The 16,276-nt window shown below is 54.2% G+C and carries 18 protein-coding genes and 2 tRNA genes; 9 read left to right on the top strand and 11 right to left on the bottom strand.

Annotated elements, in window-relative coordinates; all coding sequences use genetic code 11:
• Positions 1-124: 124 nt before the first annotated feature.
• The 3 genes from JTI98_RS16260 (at position 125) to JTI98_RS16270 (ending at position 941) form a co-directional block, all read left to right on the top strand.
• Positions 125-201, top strand: a tRNA-Val gene (locus JTI98_RS16260).
• A gap of 4 nt (positions 202-205) precedes the next feature.
• A tRNA-Val gene (locus JTI98_RS16265) sits at positions 206-282 on the top strand.
• A gap of 353 nt (positions 283-635) precedes the next feature.
• On the top strand, positions 636-941 hold the full coding sequence (locus JTI98_RS16270; protein WP_044328332.1) for a monooxygenase: 306 nt from the start codon (positions 636-638) through the stop codon (positions 939-941).
• Between the two features lie 36 nt (positions 942-977).
• Here the strand turns inward: JTI98_RS16270 and JTI98_RS16275 are convergent, their stop codons facing one another.
• Complete coding sequence (locus tag JTI98_RS16275; RefSeq protein ID WP_216081531.1) at positions 978-1,775, bottom strand: MBL fold metallo-hydrolase; 798 nt, start codon at positions 1,773-1,775, stop codon at positions 978-980.
• A gap of 160 nt (positions 1,776-1,935) precedes the next feature.
• Between JTI98_RS16275 and JTI98_RS16280 the strand changes: the two genes are divergently transcribed.
• The gene (locus JTI98_RS16280; protein WP_216081532.1) at positions 1,936-3,546 is read left to right on the top strand and encodes an FAD-NAD(P)-binding protein; all 1,611 of its coding nucleotides are present in this window, start codon (positions 1,936-1,938) and stop codon (positions 3,544-3,546) included.
• A gap of 83 nt (positions 3,547-3,629) precedes the next feature.
• On the top strand, positions 3,630-3,770 hold the full coding sequence (locus JTI98_RS16285; RefSeq protein WP_090050030.1) for a hypothetical protein: 141 nt from the start codon (positions 3,630-3,632) through the stop codon (positions 3,768-3,770).
• Positions 3,771-3,888: 118 nt separating this feature from the next.
• Here JTI98_RS16285 and JTI98_RS16290 read toward each other — a convergent pair whose 3' ends face one another.
• Entirely contained in the window at positions 3,889-4,080 is a 192-nt protein-coding gene (locus JTI98_RS16290; protein WP_216082281.1) for a hypothetical protein, read from the bottom strand.
• Positions 4,081-4,312: 232 nt separating this feature from the next.
• Here JTI98_RS16290 and JTI98_RS16295 point away from each other — a divergent pair, with 232 nt between their 5' ends.
• From JTI98_RS16295 to JTI98_RS16310, 4 genes are read left to right on the top strand one after another with little or no spacing between them, the layout of a single operon-like run.
• The gene (locus JTI98_RS16295) at positions 4,313-5,146 is read left to right on the top strand and encodes an ABC transporter substrate-binding protein (protein WP_216081533.1); all 834 of its coding nucleotides are present in this window, start codon (positions 4,313-4,315) and stop codon (positions 5,144-5,146) included.
• A 1-nt stretch (position 5,147) separates the two neighbouring features.
• Complete coding sequence (locus JTI98_RS16300) at positions 5,148-5,966, top strand: amino acid ABC transporter ATP-binding protein (RefSeq protein WP_216081534.1); 819 nt, start codon at positions 5,148-5,150, stop codon at positions 5,964-5,966.
• Positions 5,963-6,745 (top strand): amino acid ABC transporter permease, encoded by a 783-nt coding sequence (locus JTI98_RS16305; RefSeq protein WP_216082256.1) that lies wholly within the window; start codon positions 5,963-5,965, stop codon positions 6,743-6,745. The genes JTI98_RS16300 and JTI98_RS16305 overlap by 4 nt, the downstream gene beginning before the upstream one ends.
• Positions 6,735-7,412 (top strand): amino acid ABC transporter permease, encoded by a 678-nt coding sequence (locus JTI98_RS16310; protein WP_044254710.1) that lies wholly within the window; start codon positions 6,735-6,737, stop codon positions 7,410-7,412. The genes JTI98_RS16305 and JTI98_RS16310 overlap by 11 nt, the downstream gene beginning before the upstream one ends.
• A 4-nt stretch (positions 7,413-7,416) precedes the next feature.
• Here JTI98_RS16310 and ydhT read toward each other — a convergent pair whose 3' ends face one another.
• From ydhT to ttrS, 9 genes are all read right to left on the bottom strand, one after another.
• Positions 7,417-8,226: a protein YdhT gene (ydhT, locus tag JTI98_RS16315; RefSeq protein WP_216081535.1), complete on the bottom strand. Its 810-nt coding sequence runs from the start codon at positions 8,224-8,226 to the stop codon at positions 7,417-7,419.
• Positions 8,227-8,229: 3 nt separating this feature from the next.
• Positions 8,230-9,015 carry a thiosulfate reductase cytochrome B subunit gene (gene phsC / locus JTI98_RS16320; RefSeq protein WP_044326966.1) on the bottom strand — a complete coding sequence of 262 codons (786 nt, stop codon included), beginning with the start codon at positions 9,013-9,015 and terminating at the stop codon, positions 8,230-8,232.
• The gene (locus tag JTI98_RS16325; RefSeq protein WP_044326967.1) at positions 9,012-9,680 is read right to left on the bottom strand and encodes a 4Fe-4S dicluster domain-containing protein; all 669 of its coding nucleotides are present in this window, start codon (positions 9,678-9,680) and stop codon (positions 9,012-9,014) included. Before JTI98_RS16325 ends, phsC begins: the two co-directional genes overlap by 4 nt.
• A gap of 50 nt (positions 9,681-9,730) precedes the next feature.
• Positions 9,731-10,381 carry a YdhW family putative oxidoreductase system protein gene (locus tag JTI98_RS16330; RefSeq protein ID WP_044254721.1) on the bottom strand — a complete coding sequence of 217 codons (651 nt, stop codon included), beginning with the start codon at positions 10,379-10,381 and terminating at the stop codon, positions 9,731-9,733.
• A gap of 9 nt (positions 10,382-10,390) precedes the next feature.
• Positions 10,391-12,493 carry an aldehyde ferredoxin oxidoreductase gene (locus JTI98_RS16335; protein WP_058588003.1) on the bottom strand — a complete coding sequence of 701 codons (2,103 nt, stop codon included), beginning with the start codon at positions 12,491-12,493 and terminating at the stop codon, positions 10,391-10,393.
• 20 nt (positions 12,494-12,513) lie between these two features.
• Positions 12,514-13,140, bottom strand: coding sequence for a ferredoxin-like protein (locus tag JTI98_RS16340; protein ID WP_043000829.1), 627 nt, complete (start codon positions 13,138-13,140; stop codon positions 12,514-12,516).
• 446 nt (positions 13,141-13,586) lie between these two features.
• The gene (gene fumD / locus JTI98_RS16345; protein WP_044254724.1) at positions 13,587-13,796 is read right to left on the bottom strand and encodes a fumarate hydratase FumD; all 210 of its coding nucleotides are present in this window, start codon (positions 13,794-13,796) and stop codon (positions 13,587-13,589) included.
• A 93-nt stretch (positions 13,797-13,889) separates the two neighbouring features.
• Positions 13,890-14,492: a tetrathionate respiration response regulator TtrR gene (gene ttrR / locus JTI98_RS16350; protein ID WP_054176656.1), complete on the bottom strand. Its 603-nt coding sequence runs from the start codon at positions 14,490-14,492 to the stop codon at positions 13,890-13,892.
• A complete protein-coding gene (gene ttrS, locus JTI98_RS16355; protein ID WP_216081536.1) occupies positions 14,467-16,239 on the bottom strand; it encodes a tetrathionate respiration histidine kinase TtrS in 1,773 nt (590 codons plus the stop codon). Before ttrS ends, ttrR begins: the two co-directional genes overlap by 26 nt.
• Positions 16,240-16,276 lie beyond the last annotated feature (37 nt).

The raw sequence follows: 16,276 nt of genomic DNA on the forward strand, positions 1-16,276 counted from the left end.
ATTCTCTCGACATTTTGCGCACTTCCTCCGCAATCGAGTGAAATCCGGAAGAAAATTACCATTTCCCTCTTGCCACCTCCCGGCTCTGCCGCTAATATTCGTCCCCGTTGTCACACACAACGTTGCGTTCATAGCTCAGTTGGTTAGAGCACCACCTTGACATGGTGGGGGTCGTTGGTTCGAGTCCAATTGAACGCACCATTTTGCGTCCGTAGCTCAGTTGGTTAGAGCACCACCTTGACATGGTGGGGGTCGGTGGTTCGAGTCCACTCGGACGCACCATTTCACCGCCTGGTGATAGGGTGCCTGTTCTTTTTCCCTGCTCTCTTATTTTTCTCTGGTATTATTTCTCATCACTCAGTTTCGCGTAATAAAAATCAATAAATTACCCATTCATTGATTCATATTCCTGACTTGCGGGTGTGGGGGAAGTCTTCGCTTACCTTCCCATTAACCGTGTTGTATTGATGCAGCTTATTAACTACTTTCACTCCTCGCTTACCATGACCTCCACCGCAGCATGAATGGGGTTTGCGCGCCCTGATTCTGGTACACTCCCCGACATAGTGTCAGGGAGAAGAGTTCAGTTCATTGTCACTGTGAATGATCATTACGTCGTTGAATGGAGAATGGATATGCCGAAATTGTTACAACTTCACTTCGCTTTTACTGGCCCATTTGGCGCAGAAATGGCTGAGCAACTGCGTGGTCTGGCGGAGTCGATTAACCAGGAGCCGGGATTTATCTGGAAGGTGTGGACGGAGAGTGAGCAAAACAAGGAAGCGGGAGGGATCTATCTTTTCGAAAGCGAGGAGACCGCGCTGGCTTATCTGGAAAAACATACCGCGCGTTTAAAAAACCTTGGCGTTGACGAAGTCATCGCGAAAGTGTTTGACGTGAATATTCCGTTGAGCGAAATCAACAACGCCAGAGTGGGTTAATAATGCCGCAGAGGGGGATTTTCCCCCTCTGCGGATTTAACGTGACATCAGGCTGGAGAGATATTTTTCCCCCGAGCGTTGCACGATTTGACTGGCATTGCGGGTAATATTCTGCCCTTCAAATGCCCCGTACAGACTGGAAAACGTCACCGTGTTTAACCGCTGGATGATCCCACCGACGGTTTTCGATGACAGCGGCAACATGTTCGGATAGCTCCACATAAACGACACCGCGTCAGCACCGGGAGTGACCTGCAAGATATCTCCGGCGAGGATCGTCCCTTCCCCCTCCTCCAGAGACAGAACCGTTCCCCCGGCAAAATGGCCGCCCAGACGCAATAAAGTAACGCCAGGAAGCACGTTGTGTTCTTCCCCTTCCCATAGCCGAATCCAAGGGCTGTCGCGCATGATCCAGGTCCTGTCAGCCGCGTGGAGCCAGACGGGAGCGTCAAACGCCTCCGCCCAGTCCTGCATGGTGGTGTAGTAATGAGGATGCGAAATCGCGATGGCGCTCAATCCCCCCATGGCGCGGATGAGTGTTCGGGTTGCCGGATCCAGATTCGCAACGCAATCCCAAAGAATATTTCCCACCGGCGTCCTGAGCAGAAACGCCCGCTGGTTTATGGCAAAGGAAGGAACCGTTTTCAGACTGAAAAGTTGCGGCGTATGCTGCTGCCACTTATTGGTATGGCTGGCGATGAGCTCATCAAAGTCCATCCAGGCCTGCCCGGATACAGGGACATATTGCCGCTCATCGTCGCAGATTTTACAACGTTTAACGTTGCCGTGGTGGTTATCGTATGAGGTGCCACAGGCTTTACACAGCGTTATCATCGTCACTCCTTTCCTCACAATAAACACCGTTAAGTATGGCAGAGGACACCGCTCGTCAGACACGTAAGCGATTCCAGACCGAAACATCCGGGCCTTCCTCATCTACACTGACATGATGTAACCGCAATCCCAGCGGCAAAATAACAGGACGGACAGGAGTATGAAAAAAATCGCGATTATCGGAGCTGGCCCCACAGGCGTCTATACCTTTTTCTCATTACTAAAAGAGGAACAGCCACTGGAGATCGTCGTTTTTGAACGCGGAAACCGGGCAGGAATTGGTATGCCTTACACCCATTCTGATAATAGTCCAATGATGTTGGCAAATATTGCCAGTATTGAGGTTCCCCCTCTTTTTGACACCTGGCTTGAGTGGTCGCAAACCCAGGAAGCGCAGTACCTTGCACAGTTTGCCGTTAAGAAAGAAACGCTGCACCAGCGTCAGTTTCTGCCACGCATTCTGCTCGGCGACTATTTTCGCGCGCAGTTTTTGCAGGCCGTCCACCATGCAGAAAATCGAGGATTTAAGGTGAGGTTGTACGAATCCTGTGAAGTCACGGATGTCTCAGCTGTGTCCACTGGCGTACAACTCTGGACCGATCAACACACAGAGCCGCTGCATGTCGACTTAGCAGTGATTGCCACGGGACACGTCTGGCCGGACGATGACGAATCCACGCACGCATTTTATCCCAGCCCCTGGTCCGGCTTGATGGACGCGGACGTGCCCGCTGCCAGAGTGGGCATTCTTGGAACCTCATTGAGCGCTCTGGATGCCGCAATGGCGGTTGCGGTACAGCATGGAACCTTTCACGAAACAGAGGAACATCAGGTCAATTTCTCACTGAATAAAGGCAGTGAAGCACTGGAGATTACGCTGATGTCACGTTCCGGCATTTTGCCGGAAGCCGACTTCTACTGTCCTATTCCCTATGAACCGCTGGAGTACGTTACCAATGAGGCTATTCAGCGCGAAATCGCTGCCGGTTCAACAGAACTCCTCGATCGCGTTTTTAGATTGATGCAGCAAGAACTCGCCTTAGCCGATCCCAAATGGGCCAGGCAAATGTCGCTCTCCTCACTGGATGCGGATAGCTTTCCCGTCGCGGTGTTTGCCGACAGAGCGCGCAGCGATCCGTTCGAATGGGCGGCCACAAATCTGAAAGAGGTCGACGAGAATAAGCGTAACAAACACACTGTTGCCTGGCGCTATACCTTGCTGCGTTTACATGAAAAGGTTCAGGAGAGCGTTACGCACCTGAATGAACATGATAGTGAACGATTTAACATCGGTCTCGCTCGCGTATTTATTGATAATTATGCGGCGATCCCCTCAGAGTCAGTTCGCCGAATGCTGGCGTTACACGCAGCCGGTATTCTGCGCATTCTCACGCTGGGACAGGATTACAGGAAGGAGATAAAAGCGGATCGTACTGAGATTACGACGCACAACGATCGCCTGTCCTTTGACGTATTCATCGATGCACGCGGCCAAAAACCGCTGAAGACCAAAGACTTACCGTTCCCGCGATTACGCCAGCAATTACTGTCGTGTGGAGAGGCAATTCCGGACGTTGGCGATGATTACACGCTTCAGGCACCAGAGAACGTTCGCGGACGAATTGCCTTTGGCGCCTTGCCCTATTTAATGCACGATCGCCCCTTTATCCAGGGGCTCGTCGCCTGCCAGGAAATTGGCAACGCGATGGCCAGGGCAGTATCAAAACCGGCTTCCCGCCTGCGCAGACGTTTATCGATTTACGATCGCTAACGCCGCACGCATTGTGGATGCATCCAGATTCCTATTTGCTCTATACTTGTCGGAAGTCAAAAACGAGCGAATAAAGGTGAATAATGGAAATTGATCTCGATAATCTGGTCTTTAACGGACTGGAAGAGGCACAGGAACGTAACGCTGAACGTCTGGACGATGCGGACAAAAAAGCAGAATCGGTGATTGCCGATGATGACTGCGGCGACGCCTGCAAAATCTGATTTGTTTCAGCCTACCGCGCAGTTCTGCGCGGTAGTTCCTTCAACGTCTTTTATTTCCTTTGCATCTTCGTGGTGAGTGCAGATTTCATTCCAGTACACCTCGCGCATCCGACGATGTTCAGCGTGTTGTTTGATCACGAAACCACTCCGGGTCAATGTTAGCAATGTCCACGCCGTACAGGCTGGCGACAGGAAGAATGGACTCCACAACGCGCTGCAGATTGACCTCTGCACCGGGCTGTCGGGTCGGCTTTGGCGTGATGGCAACACGCATCCAACGACGCGCCATCTGCATGTTTACCTTCTCCATCTCCGGCTCCTCTGTTTTGTCAGGTGCTTTTCATTGCAGCGCAAACCGCACAAAAAATGAAATGCGAATTCTGCGCACCGTTATCTGTTTTTGTTCGTTAGTAACCCTTCGTTAACACACTGTTCACTAATAACTTTTTGCATATAAATAAGATTTTTTTCTTCTTTTGCTGCGGGTTCGGGTTGTGGGAGCGTAAAAGGACAAACCAATAATTTCAGGGATATCAAAGAAAATGATGGCAACGAAAACACAACGTACGAAAAAAACGATTCTCGCCCTCGGCGTCATGCTCGCCACGAGTTTTTTGAGCATTCAGGCGCAGGCCGATCAACTCGCTGATATCAAGGCCGCAGGCGTGGTCAAGGTTGCGACGTTTGACGCTAACCCGCCGTTTGGCTCCGTCGATGCGAAAACCCATCAGATCGTGGGTTACGATGTTGATTTCGCTCAGGCGCTGGCAGCATCGCTGGGTGTGAAACTGGAACTGGTCGCCACCAATCCCGCTAACCGTATTCCGCTGCTGCAATCGGGGAAAGCCGATCTGATCGTCGCTGATATTACGATCACCCCCGAGCGCGCCCAGGTCATCGATTTCTCTGTGCCCTACTTTGTCACCGGTCAGCAATTCCTGGTGCCTGCCTCGTCACCCAATAAGCTGGATGAGTACAGCCGCGCACGCATTGGCGCAGTGAAAGGAACCACCGGTGAGCAGGCGCTACATCAGCGGTTCCCGCAATCCCGTGTGCTGGCCTATGACGATATCCCGCTGGCGTTAACCGCCCTGCGCAACGGCAACGTGCAGGCTATCACTCAGGACTCCACTATCCTGGCAGGTTTGCTCAGTGGCGCACCGGACAAAGCGCAGTTCAAAATCCTGCCGGATTTACTCAGCAAAGAGGAAATCGGCGTGGGCGTGAAGAAAGGCGAACCGGCGTTGTTGAAAGCGGTTAACGATGAATTATTGCGACTCGAATCCAGTGGGCAGGCAGGCAAAATTTATGATGTCTGGTTTGGCCCGGAAACGAACAATCCGCAGCCGCGCGCCTTTAAAATTGAGGCCAGATAAGATGCTGGCTGGTTTATTCACCCCGTCCGCAGCCGGAGCTGCAGATTTCCACACATTGCGCCAGGCGCGAGTTGAGTTACGCGACGTGGTGAAAGCGTACGGCGATCACCGGGTACTCAACGGCGTCAGTCTCACCGTCGAACCCGGTGAAGTTGTGACTATTCTTGGCCCCTCGGGATCGGGGAAATCGACCCTGATCCGCCTGATTAACCAACTGGAATCATTGAGTGGCGGCGATATCTATATTGATGACAAACCGGTCGGTCAACTTAAGGGGGCCGCGCTGCGACAGCTGCGTAGCCGCATTGGTTTTGTATTCCAGCAGTTCAATCTGTATGCCCATCTGACGGCGCAGCAGAATATCACTCTCGCGCTGGAGTACGTCCACGGCTGGAATAAAACCGACGCCACACAACGCGCCTATGCCCTGCTGGAACAGGTCGGGCTGGAAGAGAAAGCGAGCGCTTATCCGGCACAGCTTTCCGGCGGTCAACAGCAGCGGGTGGCGATTGCCCGCGCGCTGGCCTCTTCGCCGCAAATTCTCCTGTTTGATGAGCCCACCTCTGCACTCGATCCGGAAATGATCGGTGAGGTGTTACAGGTCATGAAACGTCTGGCGCACAGCGGTATTACAATGATTGTGGTCACCCACGAGATGCATTTTGCCCGTGAAATCGCCGACCGGGTGGTGTTTATCGACGGCGGTGATATTCTCGAAATCGCCTCCCCGGAGGCCTTTTTTACCCGGCCGCAGCACCCGCGCACCCAGCGCTTTCTGCAAAAAGTGCTGGATCCGTTGCATCAGGAGTTATCACGATAATGCCGTCAATGGACTGGCAGGGAGTGCTCACCGGCCTGCCCCTGCAATGGATCCTCTCCGGATTTCTCACCACGCTGTGGGTCAGCGCCGCAGGCATTTTCCTCGCCACGCTGTTGGCCATTTTGCTGTTAGCCCTTCGTCTTTCCGGCCATCGCATGGGCCGTCGCCTGGTGGCTGGTTGGGTATCGCTGTTTCGTAACACCCCGCTGCTGGTCCAGTTGCTGTTCTGGTACTTCGCCGGCTGGAACCTGCTGCCGCGCAGTTTTATTGCTTTTGTCAACGCAGAGCATGGCTGGTCAATCCTGCCCGGCAACGTCTGGTGGCTGACCCCCGAGTTTCTTTGCTCAGCGTGGGGACTCGGCGTCTTTACCTCGGCATTCCTGGTCGAAGAAGTCGCCTCCGGGTTACAGGCCGTCTCCGCCGGACAACGCGAAGCCGCGATCTCACAGGGATTTTCCTCATGGCAGACCTTCCGCCATATCCTGCTGCCGCAGGGACTAACCAATGCCTGGCAACCGGTGGTTGGGCAATATCTCAACCTGATGAAACTATCGTCATTAACCAGCGGGATTGGCTTTGCGGAACTGACCTACCAGGTTCGCCAGATTGAAAGCTACAACGCCCATGCGCTGGAGGCCTTTGCCGTGGGCACTGCGCTTTATCTGTTCACCGGCGTGGCGCTCGGTCTGCTGTTGACCCATCTGGGGCCCGCCCCCCGACTGGAAAAAAAGCCGCAAACCCGCCGGTTCCGGTTCAGGAGTCCCCAGCATGATCGCTAATATTGCGGTGATAACCGACAATCTGGATTATCTCCTGTGGGGACGACTGGCCGACGGTCAACCTGGCGGTGTATTGTTGACCCTGATGATGGCGCTGGGTGCGGCGGTGCTGGCCTTACCTGCCGGTATTGCCCTTGCCGCTCTCGCCTGGCGTTTTCCGGGCGTCATCCGTAAGGGATTGTTCATCTGGGCAGAGCTCATACGCGGGATACCGCTGATCTTCGTTATTTTCTGGATGTGGTATCTGCTCCCTATGCTTACCGGCAGCGATCTGCCCGGTGCGGCAACGGTGACGCTGGCGCTGGCCTGGTTTACCGCTGCGTCGGTGATGCATTCTGTGTACGCGGGACTCAACGCACTACCCGCCGGACAATATGATGCGGCAGTGGCGCAGGGTTTTAGCTCTGTTCAGGCATTAAGAAGGGTTCTGCTACCGCAGGTGTTACGCCATATCCTGCCCTCCCTGACCGGGATATGCATTGGTCTGCTGAAGGACACATCGCTGGCGTTTATCGTCAACGTACCCGAACTGACAACCGTGGCAGGGCAAGTGAACAGCCGGGAACAGATTTACCCGGCGGCTATCTTCATCTTTACGGGCCTGGTCTACTATCTGCTTTGCTACGGGCTGGAGAAAGCGACCCGGCGACGGTTTGCGCTTCGTTGAACGATCAGCACTCAACAAACTGGTGCGCATCGTCGAGTCGGTATTTCACACCGGCGCGGATCCCGGCTTCACCTTCAACCGCGACGGCGAAACGCATGCGTTTGCCGTCATGATACGCCAGCGCCGCGCAGCCGCCCGGTCCCAGCACGACGGAATCCACCACCCCGCTACTGGCAACAATCGCGTTATCGCCGTTACAGATGATATGCACATTATCGCCGCTGTTAGCGATTTTTGCATTGGCGCCAAAACAGACTATCTGGCTCAGGTCGCCGTTACTGGCGACATGGTTTCTATCACCGAGCGAACTCACCCGCACACGCATCCCGCTGCTGGCGATCCGCGCTCCGTTACCGGCACTACTGATTCGCGTTGAGTTCCCTGCCACAGCCAGCCGCGCGCGATCCCCGGAACTGCTGATATGGCTGTTGTAGCCAACGCTGCCAATGCGCACGCAGTAACCCGCACTGGCAATTTGTGACGCATAGCCTGCGCTGGCGATCTTCATGTTATCACCCGCACAGCCCAGATTCGCGTTATCACCCGCGTTCGCCACCTGCTGATCGCCCATTGAGGCATCTGGCCGCGCCAGTCGCGACATGGCGGAGATATCCTGGCGAGCGAAATTTTCTTCATCCAGCCAGCGCGACCAGGCGTATTCCACCAGGCTGTTCGCCCAGTCGAGATAACCTTCGCGACTCAACGCCCGATGCACATCAGCGTAGTTGCCACCTTCAGGAAAACGGCGCAGAAACCAGCGGTACATCACCGCGCCAACCCGCCAGTTGCGTAAATCTTCTCGTGTGATCAGCATACGTTAATGCCGGTGATAGCCATCGACCATGCAGCGGAACGTCTCGCCAGGCGTGCGGCCCGTAGTGCACAGGTAGAGGTGACCAAAAATAAAGAACAGGCTGATGATTGCCAGCGCGAAGTGCGCCTGCAACAACCAGTAGCGTACGCCGGGGAACAGGTCGCCCACGACCTGCGGATAGAGCGCCAACAATCCGCTCAGCAGCAACAATGGCAACAATCCGTACATCACCCCGACATAGGCCGCCTGCTGTAACGGATTAAACTTCGAACGCGGTGTTGCCGGGAACGGATGCGCTTCCCCCTGCATAATGCCAAACAGATAGAAACGGGTCTGTTTCATCGCTCGCGCCACCCAACCCTGGGGACGGATAATGTAATGATGACCGTTCCCGCCCAACGCATTGATCAGCACGAAACCGACCCAGCACGCCAGCAGCAGAAATCCGCAGACTTCGTGCACCGTCAGCAAGCTGTTAATTACCGCCGCGCTGACCAGCGAGAAATGGTTGATTAGCCCGCTACCGAGCAGGAGTAAAAACAGCAAGGCATTCGACCAGTGCCACAGGCGTACCGCGCGAGAATACAGGTAAACCTTCTCACCATGCCCGGCGGCTGCCTTGTTGGCCGCGCGAAAGCGAAGCCAGGCGTGTAACCCCAGCACCAGCCACATCGCCACCAGCAGAAGTCCGGCGATCACCAGCCAGACGGGCCAATACTCGGGAGAAAATACCGGCACATAATTTGCCAGTTGGGCCTGGAACTGTTCAGCATTCTGCGACGCGTTCATACATTATCCTTTTTAATCAAATGTTGACCGAACCGACGATACAGATGTGGCTTACCCGCGCCCGGAAGTTGATACTGGTAATAGTTATTTTCCTGAAGCCAACGCTGGATGTCCGGGCTGTCTTCGCGTCCAAACAGCAGCGCATGTTCCGGACAGGCGGTCACGCAAATGGGCGGAAAACCTTTTGCCAGTCGGGACTCGGCGCAAAAATCGCATTTGTCCGCCACTTTGGTTTGCGGATTCAGGTAACGCACCTGATAGGGGCACGCGCCGATGCAGTAACTACAGCCAATGCAGCGCGAACTGTCGACACGAACGATCCCGTTCTCATCGCGCCAAGACGCACCGGTCGGGCAAACCTCAATGCAGGGGGCGTCATCGCAGTGCTGGCAGGACTGACGGAAGTAGTGATACAGCGTCTCGTTGTCATTATCTGAAACGGGAATATGCGCAATCGACAGGCGACTTCCCTGCGCGGGAACATGATTCGTTTTGCGACAGGCGCGGGTACAGATGTTACAGCCATTACATCGCGATTCATCATGAATCATGACGTAACGAACGGGGCCGCTGGCTGTTGTCTTCGCCAGCAGCGTCTGGCCGGGTCCGCTGAAGAAAATGACCGTTCCCATGCCAAGCACAAATTTTCGTCGAGTGAAGGACATCTTGTTATCCTCTAATGCTGTGGTCGCGCTCGTCCACGCTTTCCATGAATTCAGGGATTCTGAAACTGCTCAACTTCCAGCCATTCGCACAAGCCGTATGCTTTGCCGTAACTCATAAAGCGTTCGCTGAATAAATACGGCACGTCGTTCGACGACGAGACCGGGCGAATATCGGCATAGTCGGGGTGCGTTTCAATCGCGGCCAGCGCGGCTTCTATCTGCTCAGGCGCGAAACCGTAAGGCGATTGTTCCAGCATGGCGATTTTGTACGGACGCGGATAGGTCTGACAGTCAAAGCGCACCGCCAGTGCGATTGCCCGACAGATATCCTTTTCCACCACCTGAACACACATGCCGGCATAGTTGGCGGTCATGGTCTGGGTTGAGTAGTAATATTCATCCTGAGAGCCCTGCACACAGGCGATATCCTCGCCGGCAAGCCCCTCTTTGAGCGTGTCCAGTAGCGGTGTGAGCGCCGCCTCTTCTACGGAGTACGGCGGCTGCAAGAACAGCTCGCGCGCGACAAGCTGGCCGTTCGCCGAATGCTGGCGGATAAAATCCGCCATAATCTCAGCAGGGCTTTCTGCTACCGCCTGTTCATCCGCGCAGGCTATCGGCTCATGTCGCCCCTGCAACCACTGCCGCTTTTCGAGATCGACATCCGGCGCGATAAGTTGGCTCACTTCCTCTGGTTGGCTCATGTTTTTTCCTTACGCCGGCAACAGATTCTGCGCGGCCAGGTCATCGGCGACATCTTCCAGGCCGAGTCGATTCAACGTCTCACGCGTCGGGCAGCCCAATTCAGGGTGCCAGCCCATCTCTTTATAAAACAGCGTCAGGGATTCACGCATATCGTCGCGGTCCATCTTGTCGGTGCCTTCGCTAAAGACCGGAATCTTCGGATCTTTATCAAACACCCACGAGCAGATCAGATCGTGCGCATTGCGCATATCGTTGGTCTGCATCAGTTTCACCGTGTAGGCGCGATGTAGAGTGAAGATACGTTCTGCGGCTAAATCGAGGCTGGCCTGAGTGGTTTCGTCACCGGTTACGGCCTGAAAGAATTTGGCTTCCAGATCGAGATCCCCGCGATAGTTGCGACTTTTCAGCGGCGACACGGTCATCGGCCAGACCCAGTTACACAGCGTGACGGCGTTATGCAGGCACACTTTCAGCAGCGTCCATTTGGCATATTTAATTTTTGCCGCGTTGATGGGCGTGTAATTTTTCGTTTCATCGTAGGCGTCTGGTGAACCAAACAGTTCCGCGGCGACTTCCCGCTGGAGTGTTAAAGGCAAACCCGAGCCGATGAAATTGATGTGGGTGTGGGTCATACAATCGCGGTTGAACATGCAGTTGGTGATGGCCCCCACCTGCGCCGAGGCTTCGTTGGCGTGGTGAACCGGAAAACCAAACGGTGACCACAGTTTATTTTTTTCATACGCCCAGTATTCATCACCCAGTTGCCAGCGCTCGGCAATGGCATACGACCCATCCGCCAGATGGCTAAGTTCACCCACGCGATGCGCCAGACGATAATAGAAATCCTTGATGAAATTCGGATCGCCCGCTTCCAGTTGATCCCAGCGGATCTGGGCATATTCTTCCGCCGGCAGCACGCGTTTAAACACCCCTTTGCTGTAGCAATACGTAAAGTCGCGGTGCAACTGGCCGTAGTTACACCAGATGCCGTAGTCATCAAATAGATTCAGACCCACCAGGTTGCCGATGACCCGGCCATCGCCTTTGTCTTCAAAGTCCTTCGGACCGTTCGGGAAAATGGTGGTATGGACGAAGTTCGCCACGCAGGTATTCCCGCCGGTGCTCGGCACGCCAAAGTCCTTCACACGAGGAATGTTCATCTGCGTCATGCAGCGAATCGGACAAGAATGGCAGCCGCTCATTTTCACCGTGTACTTTTCCGCTGCCGGACCTAAATCGAAGACCGATTTGTAGGTCCTGAAGCCGACGGTGTTCTGATTACCCGGCGGGATCTCGCCGGTCTCGATCGGCCCACCTTCCGCCGCGCCCCAGAACAACCCTTTGCGTGCAGTCCAGCGTGACGCCGGCGAGGAATATTCCGCCCATGCCTGCGGTGTGCTGGGCACAACATGGTTATTATTCGCGCCAATCAGCTCCGTCATCATGTAATCATTCAACCGCTTCATCTCTTTGCGATCGGCAATGTTGACGCCTTTGGTCCCTTCCACGGCGATGGCTTTCAGATTTTTCGACCCCATCACCGCGCCGGTCCCTGCGCCACCGCTGTGGTTGCGGCTATTGAGCATACAGGAGAGCGGCACGAGGTTTTCACCCGCCTGACCAATCGCCGCCACGCAGGTTTCTGGTGACGTCATCCGGCAAATTTCTTCCGTGGTTGCACGGGTGCCTTTCCCCCACAGAAAATCGGCTTTTTCAAGCGTGACCTTGTCGTCTTTAATATTGAGCCAGACGGGGGATGCCGCCTTGCCTTCAATGATGATGGCGTCATAGCCGGCAAATTTCATTTGTGCCGCAAAAAAACCGCCCATATGTGCATCGACAACCAGATTGCCTTTTGTGAATGTGGAGAGCGACGTGATATTAACGCGAGAACTGCATGGAGCGCCGGATCCGGTAAGCGGTCCCGTCGCAAAAACTAATTTATTGCCTTCATCAAAGGGTTTAGTGCCAGCGGGAACTTCGTCGTACATAATTTTGTAGCCGAACCCCATACCGCCGACAAATTTTTTAAATTTACTGGAATCTTCAAGGGTAATATCGCCTGTTGTAAGATTGACCCGTAAAATATTACCTGTCCAACCGTTAGCCATAATGTTTTCCTTTGCAAGATTCAAACAGTAATATCTTTCCACTCGATGATTTTTAATGCCCCGGTCGGGCAGGCACTGGCACACTCACCGCATAACACACATTTTGACGATTTCTTCGTTTCGGTATTGACGGTGGCCATCATCCACGGACACGCGGTAGTACAGGCGCTGCACCCGATACAGCGTCGGTGGTCAACGGCAATGCAACCGTCTTCCTGGCTCCAGGTAATCGCCCCAATGGGGCACACCTTCATGCACTGCGGATCTTTGCACTGACGACAGGTGTCCGGGGTGTAGTTCAGATCGCCATACAGGCCGCCGCCGGAGCCTGGCCCCTTGTCGCCAAAGAAATAATGACGGTGAATTTTAATGCGGGAAAAGAAGGTGCCGACGGCACCATCATTGTAATTGGTACAAGAAATTTCACAGCGATGGCAACCGGTACAGCGGGCGCGTTGGGTTACCAGCACCCCTTTCGGCGTGGAGATCAACCCCACGGTGCCGCTATCGATATCTTCTTGCTTACAGCCAAAAAGCGACAGTAACGCGGGCGCGATGGTTAACCCTGCCAGGCCTTTTCCTGATATACGCAGGAATTCCAGCCGCGTTAAGCCAGTATCTAATAATGGACGATCAACCTGGTTCATTTATTTTGCATCCTCTTCGCAAACGCAGTGCCGACAACACGTCCCAGGCTGATGCTAATTATGCTGAAACAGAGCCTCTGATGTTGCCTCCCACAGCTGAAGTTCTGCCATAACCGGATTGCATAAATAACGCAACTTAACGCAAATAAACTAATCCTTTAGGGTTAGGCGAAATAAATAATGGGAGTTATTGGTAGGTATAACTTTGATCATTATCAATTAAAAATGGGAAGGGAAATATTAAATGCGTAGTGATATTTATTATCATAAAGACAGTGAAACACTGTTCCACAAGATTACAAATAAATGTGAAATTGTTCCCAACTATAAATTAAAAAGCGGTCGTGATATATTAACAAATATAGCGAATTAGCCAATAACGGTAATATTGTCCCTGAATAATTCGCGTTTCAGGAAATAAGGGATGCGTTCATCCCCTAATGCGGTTAGCTGGCCAGCGCTTTGATTACCGTTTCCATTGCCTGTTTTTCGAGGTCGCTACGCTGAATACGCTGGTTCGCCAGTGCGGTTCTCAGTACCCCGGCAATCACGATATGTTTGGGTTCCTGTCCCAGATCGCGCATTTCCAGCACCACTTTGCCAACCACTCTGCACATCTCACGGTACAGTTCATCGTCTTTTGTCAGGTTTCCCATTATTGTCTCTCATTGCTGGTCCAGTTAAACAGCATATATCAGACTGGAGGGGATGACAAAAAACAAAGAAAATCAAATAAATAACTCACGGTACTATTCAACGATATGCGTTTCTTTCAATTGTTGCCATTTGTTGACCAGTGCCGCCAGATTTGCCGCCTGCATTTTTTCCATCACCCTGGCGCGATGTACTTCTACCGTGCGTACCGCGATGTTCATCACCTGCGCAATCTCGCGGTTCATCAGTCCATTAACGACGAAACCTGCTAACTCACGTTCTTTTGCCGTAAGTGCGCGATAACAGGTGATGATCTGTTGTCGGGCTACGGCCTGTTCCGATACCACCAGCGCACGCTCCAGCGCCGTTTGCAGCGGTTTGGCGCTGACCGGTTTTTGCAAAAAGTCTACCGCCCCCTGCTTCATCTGCTCGACGGCCATCGGCACGTCGCCATGTCCGGTCAGAAACACCACTGCCAGCGTACTTTCGCGCTGGCGCAACACCGCATGGACATGCTTACCGTCCATGACCGGCATCCGCATATCCAGCAACAGTACGCCCGTCTGATACAAATCGGCCTGCGCAAGAAAAACAGCCCCTTCTTCCCAGCACGTGACCGGATAGCCCAGGCTCTCCAGAAGAAAGGCGCAGGCATCGGTGACCGCCACATCATCATCCAGTAAATGAATTATCGCCATTGCCGCTCCTGTCCTCCTGTTGAGTAAAATCCAGTACAACCGCCACGCCAGGCAGCCCGTCAGGCGCGGTCTGATTTCGCAGGTTAATCTCTCCCTGACCGTAACGTACCAGCCGCTGACAAATCACCAGCCCCAGTCCCATCCCCTCTTTCCGACTGGTTTTGAAGGGCTGAAAGGCTTGCTGCAATAAGGCATCGTTGATACCGCCGCCATTATCCTGCAACGTCATGTGCACGCCCTGTGTCGACGCTGAGGCGTCAATCCACAACGCGGTGGCACCCGCCTGCGCCGCGTTGAGGATCAGATTAGCCAGCACCTGCTCCAGCAAAACCGGCGGCAGCAACATCGTCAACGCGCGATCGATATTGCTGTGTAAAATTAACATCGGAAACTGCTGTGCCATGCGTAACAGTTGCCAGACATGTTGAACCGCCTCGCGAATGCTGATGTTCTCCCACTCTTCCGTGCGGATCGGGCTTCCCTGAGCCTGACTCACCCAGCGCCGCAAATTACGCAGCGTCTCGGCCCCGCGCTGCGCCTGCCGATCGATATGCTCGAGCGCAGGCAGTAACGCGTGCGCCGGATCCTGAGACTGCAGGCGAATCAGGCTGCCCTGCGCGTAATGGCGAATAGCCGACAGCGGTTGATTCAGTTCGTGCGCGAATCCGGAGGTCATTTCGCCGAGAACGCTCATCTGCCTGGCCGTTTCCAGCGCCTGCTCCTGCTGGCGCAACTGGACGCTGTTGCGTTCAAGTTGTTTACCACGGCGACGAACCAGCAGCATCACCCAGATGTAGTTCAGGGTCAGCAAAAGCAGGATCAGCGCTGTCCCGCCCATCAGCCACTGATGTTGTATCAGCCAGCTTTTCACATCCAGCCATAAGCGTCGCTGCTGTGGATGCTGCTGTACGTCGCGCAGTAACGCCTCCACCTGGCTGGTCGACGCCGGCGCCCCCCAATGGAACGCGGAGGTGTCAGGTGCAGCCAGCAGCGCGCGGGTGACGCGATCGGCCAGCGCATCACTGACCGCAGGCAACGCGGCAAACGACCAGTCAGGATAGAGCGGCGTACTGGCTAAACAGGCAATATTTCCGGGACGGTTGAGCACCGCGACAAAATCGGTTTTATCAACCAGTCCCTCTTCGTCCATTTTTTCCAGCAGGCAGACCGGAACAATCACCGCCTGCACCGCGTTTTCACGGAGTAAATAAAGAAGCGCATCGGCTGGAAAACCAGTAAAACGCAGGTTGAGGTCACGCTCCGGGCGCAGGCCAGCGTCGCTCAACGCTTTGTATCCCAGCAGATAGCCGCCGAACGCCTGAGGATCAATGGCCCCCACTGTTTTACCGATCAGATCGTGCACGCTGGTGATACCGCTGTCGCGCCGGGCAAGGATCGCACTGCCAATGACGTTCCCCGAGCCGCGCGCAGAACGCAGAGACGCCAGCCAGCGCAGCGGTGAATGGCTGTTCAGTTGCACAAACTGTGCCGGGTTGGTCACCACAAATTGTACGCTTGCGTTGTTGACCGCCGCCTGCATCTGGTGCAGATCCAGCGGCAGAATGTGGAACCGTTCTCCGGGAATCTGCTGATTAAGCTGCGTTTCCAGCGCCTGCCAGTGATTACGGGTGGAGACCTCACCCCGCATCGCCAGAATCCCGATATTCCATGCGCCCGCCAGCGAAGCGCCGCTGAACATTAAGGCCGACGCCAGCAGCGTCAGCCTCATCACCTTTTTACCTCTCACACCCTTATCCCCGTTGATTATGTTGTTTTAGATCAAC

The sequence above is a fragment of the Citrobacter sp. MGH 55 genome (assembly GCF_016906145.1).
GTDB classification, from domain to species: Bacteria; Pseudomonadota; Gammaproteobacteria; order Enterobacterales; family Enterobacteriaceae; genus Citrobacter_A; species Citrobacter_A amalonaticus.

What these genes read in the sequence shown, in the direction of transcription:
- JTI98_RS16270 (WP_044328332.1), top strand. Translation starts at nt 636, where the DNA reads ATGCCGAAATTGTTACAACTTCACTTCGCTTTTACTGGCCCATTTGGC.
- JTI98_RS16275 (WP_216081531.1), bottom strand. Translation starts at nt 1,775, where the DNA reads ATGATAACGCTGTGTAAAGCCTGTGGCACCTCATACGATAACCACCAC.
- JTI98_RS16280 (WP_216081532.1), top strand. Translation starts at nt 1,936, where the DNA reads ATGAAAAAAATCGCGATTATCGGAGCTGGCCCCACAGGCGTCTATACC.
- JTI98_RS16285 (WP_090050030.1), top strand. Translation starts at nt 3,630, where the DNA reads ATGGAAATTGATCTCGATAATCTGGTCTTTAACGGACTGGAAGAGGCA.
- JTI98_RS16290 (WP_216082281.1), bottom strand. Translation starts at nt 4,080, where the DNA reads ATGGAGAAGGTAAACATGCAGATGGCGCGTCGTTGGATGCGTGTTGCC.
- JTI98_RS16295 (WP_216081533.1), top strand. Translation starts at nt 4,313, where the DNA reads ATGATGGCAACGAAAACACAACGTACGAAAAAAACGATTCTCGCCCTC.
- JTI98_RS16300 (WP_216081534.1), top strand. Translation starts at nt 5,148, where the DNA reads ATGCTGGCTGGTTTATTCACCCCGTCCGCAGCCGGAGCTGCAGATTTC.
- JTI98_RS16310 (WP_044254710.1), top strand. Translation starts at nt 6,735, where the DNA reads ATGATCGCTAATATTGCGGTGATAACCGACAATCTGGATTATCTCCTG.
- ydhT (WP_216081535.1), bottom strand. Translation starts at nt 8,226, where the DNA reads ATGCTGATCACACGAGAAGATTTACGCAACTGGCGGGTTGGCGCGGTG.
- phsC (WP_044326966.1), bottom strand. Translation starts at nt 9,015, where the DNA reads ATGAACGCGTCGCAGAATGCTGAACAGTTCCAGGCCCAACTGGCAAAT.
- JTI98_RS16325 (WP_044326967.1), bottom strand. Translation starts at nt 9,680, where the DNA reads ATGTCCTTCACTCGACGAAAATTTGTGCTTGGCATGGGAACGGTCATT.
- JTI98_RS16330 (WP_044254721.1), bottom strand. Translation starts at nt 10,381, where the DNA reads ATGAGCCAACCAGAGGAAGTGAGCCAACTTATCGCGCCGGATGTCGAT.
- JTI98_RS16335 (WP_058588003.1), bottom strand. Translation starts at nt 12,493, where the DNA reads ATGGCTAACGGTTGGACAGGTAATATTTTACGGGTCAATCTTACAACA.
- JTI98_RS16340 (WP_043000829.1), bottom strand. Translation starts at nt 13,140, where the DNA reads ATGAACCAGGTTGATCGTCCATTATTAGATACTGGCTTAACGCGGCTG.
- fumD (WP_044254724.1), bottom strand. Translation starts at nt 13,796, where the DNA reads ATGGGAAACCTGACAAAAGACGATGAACTGTACCGTGAGATGTGCAGA.
- ttrR (WP_054176656.1), bottom strand. Translation starts at nt 14,492, where the DNA reads ATGGCGATAATTCATTTACTGGATGATGATGTGGCGGTCACCGATGCC.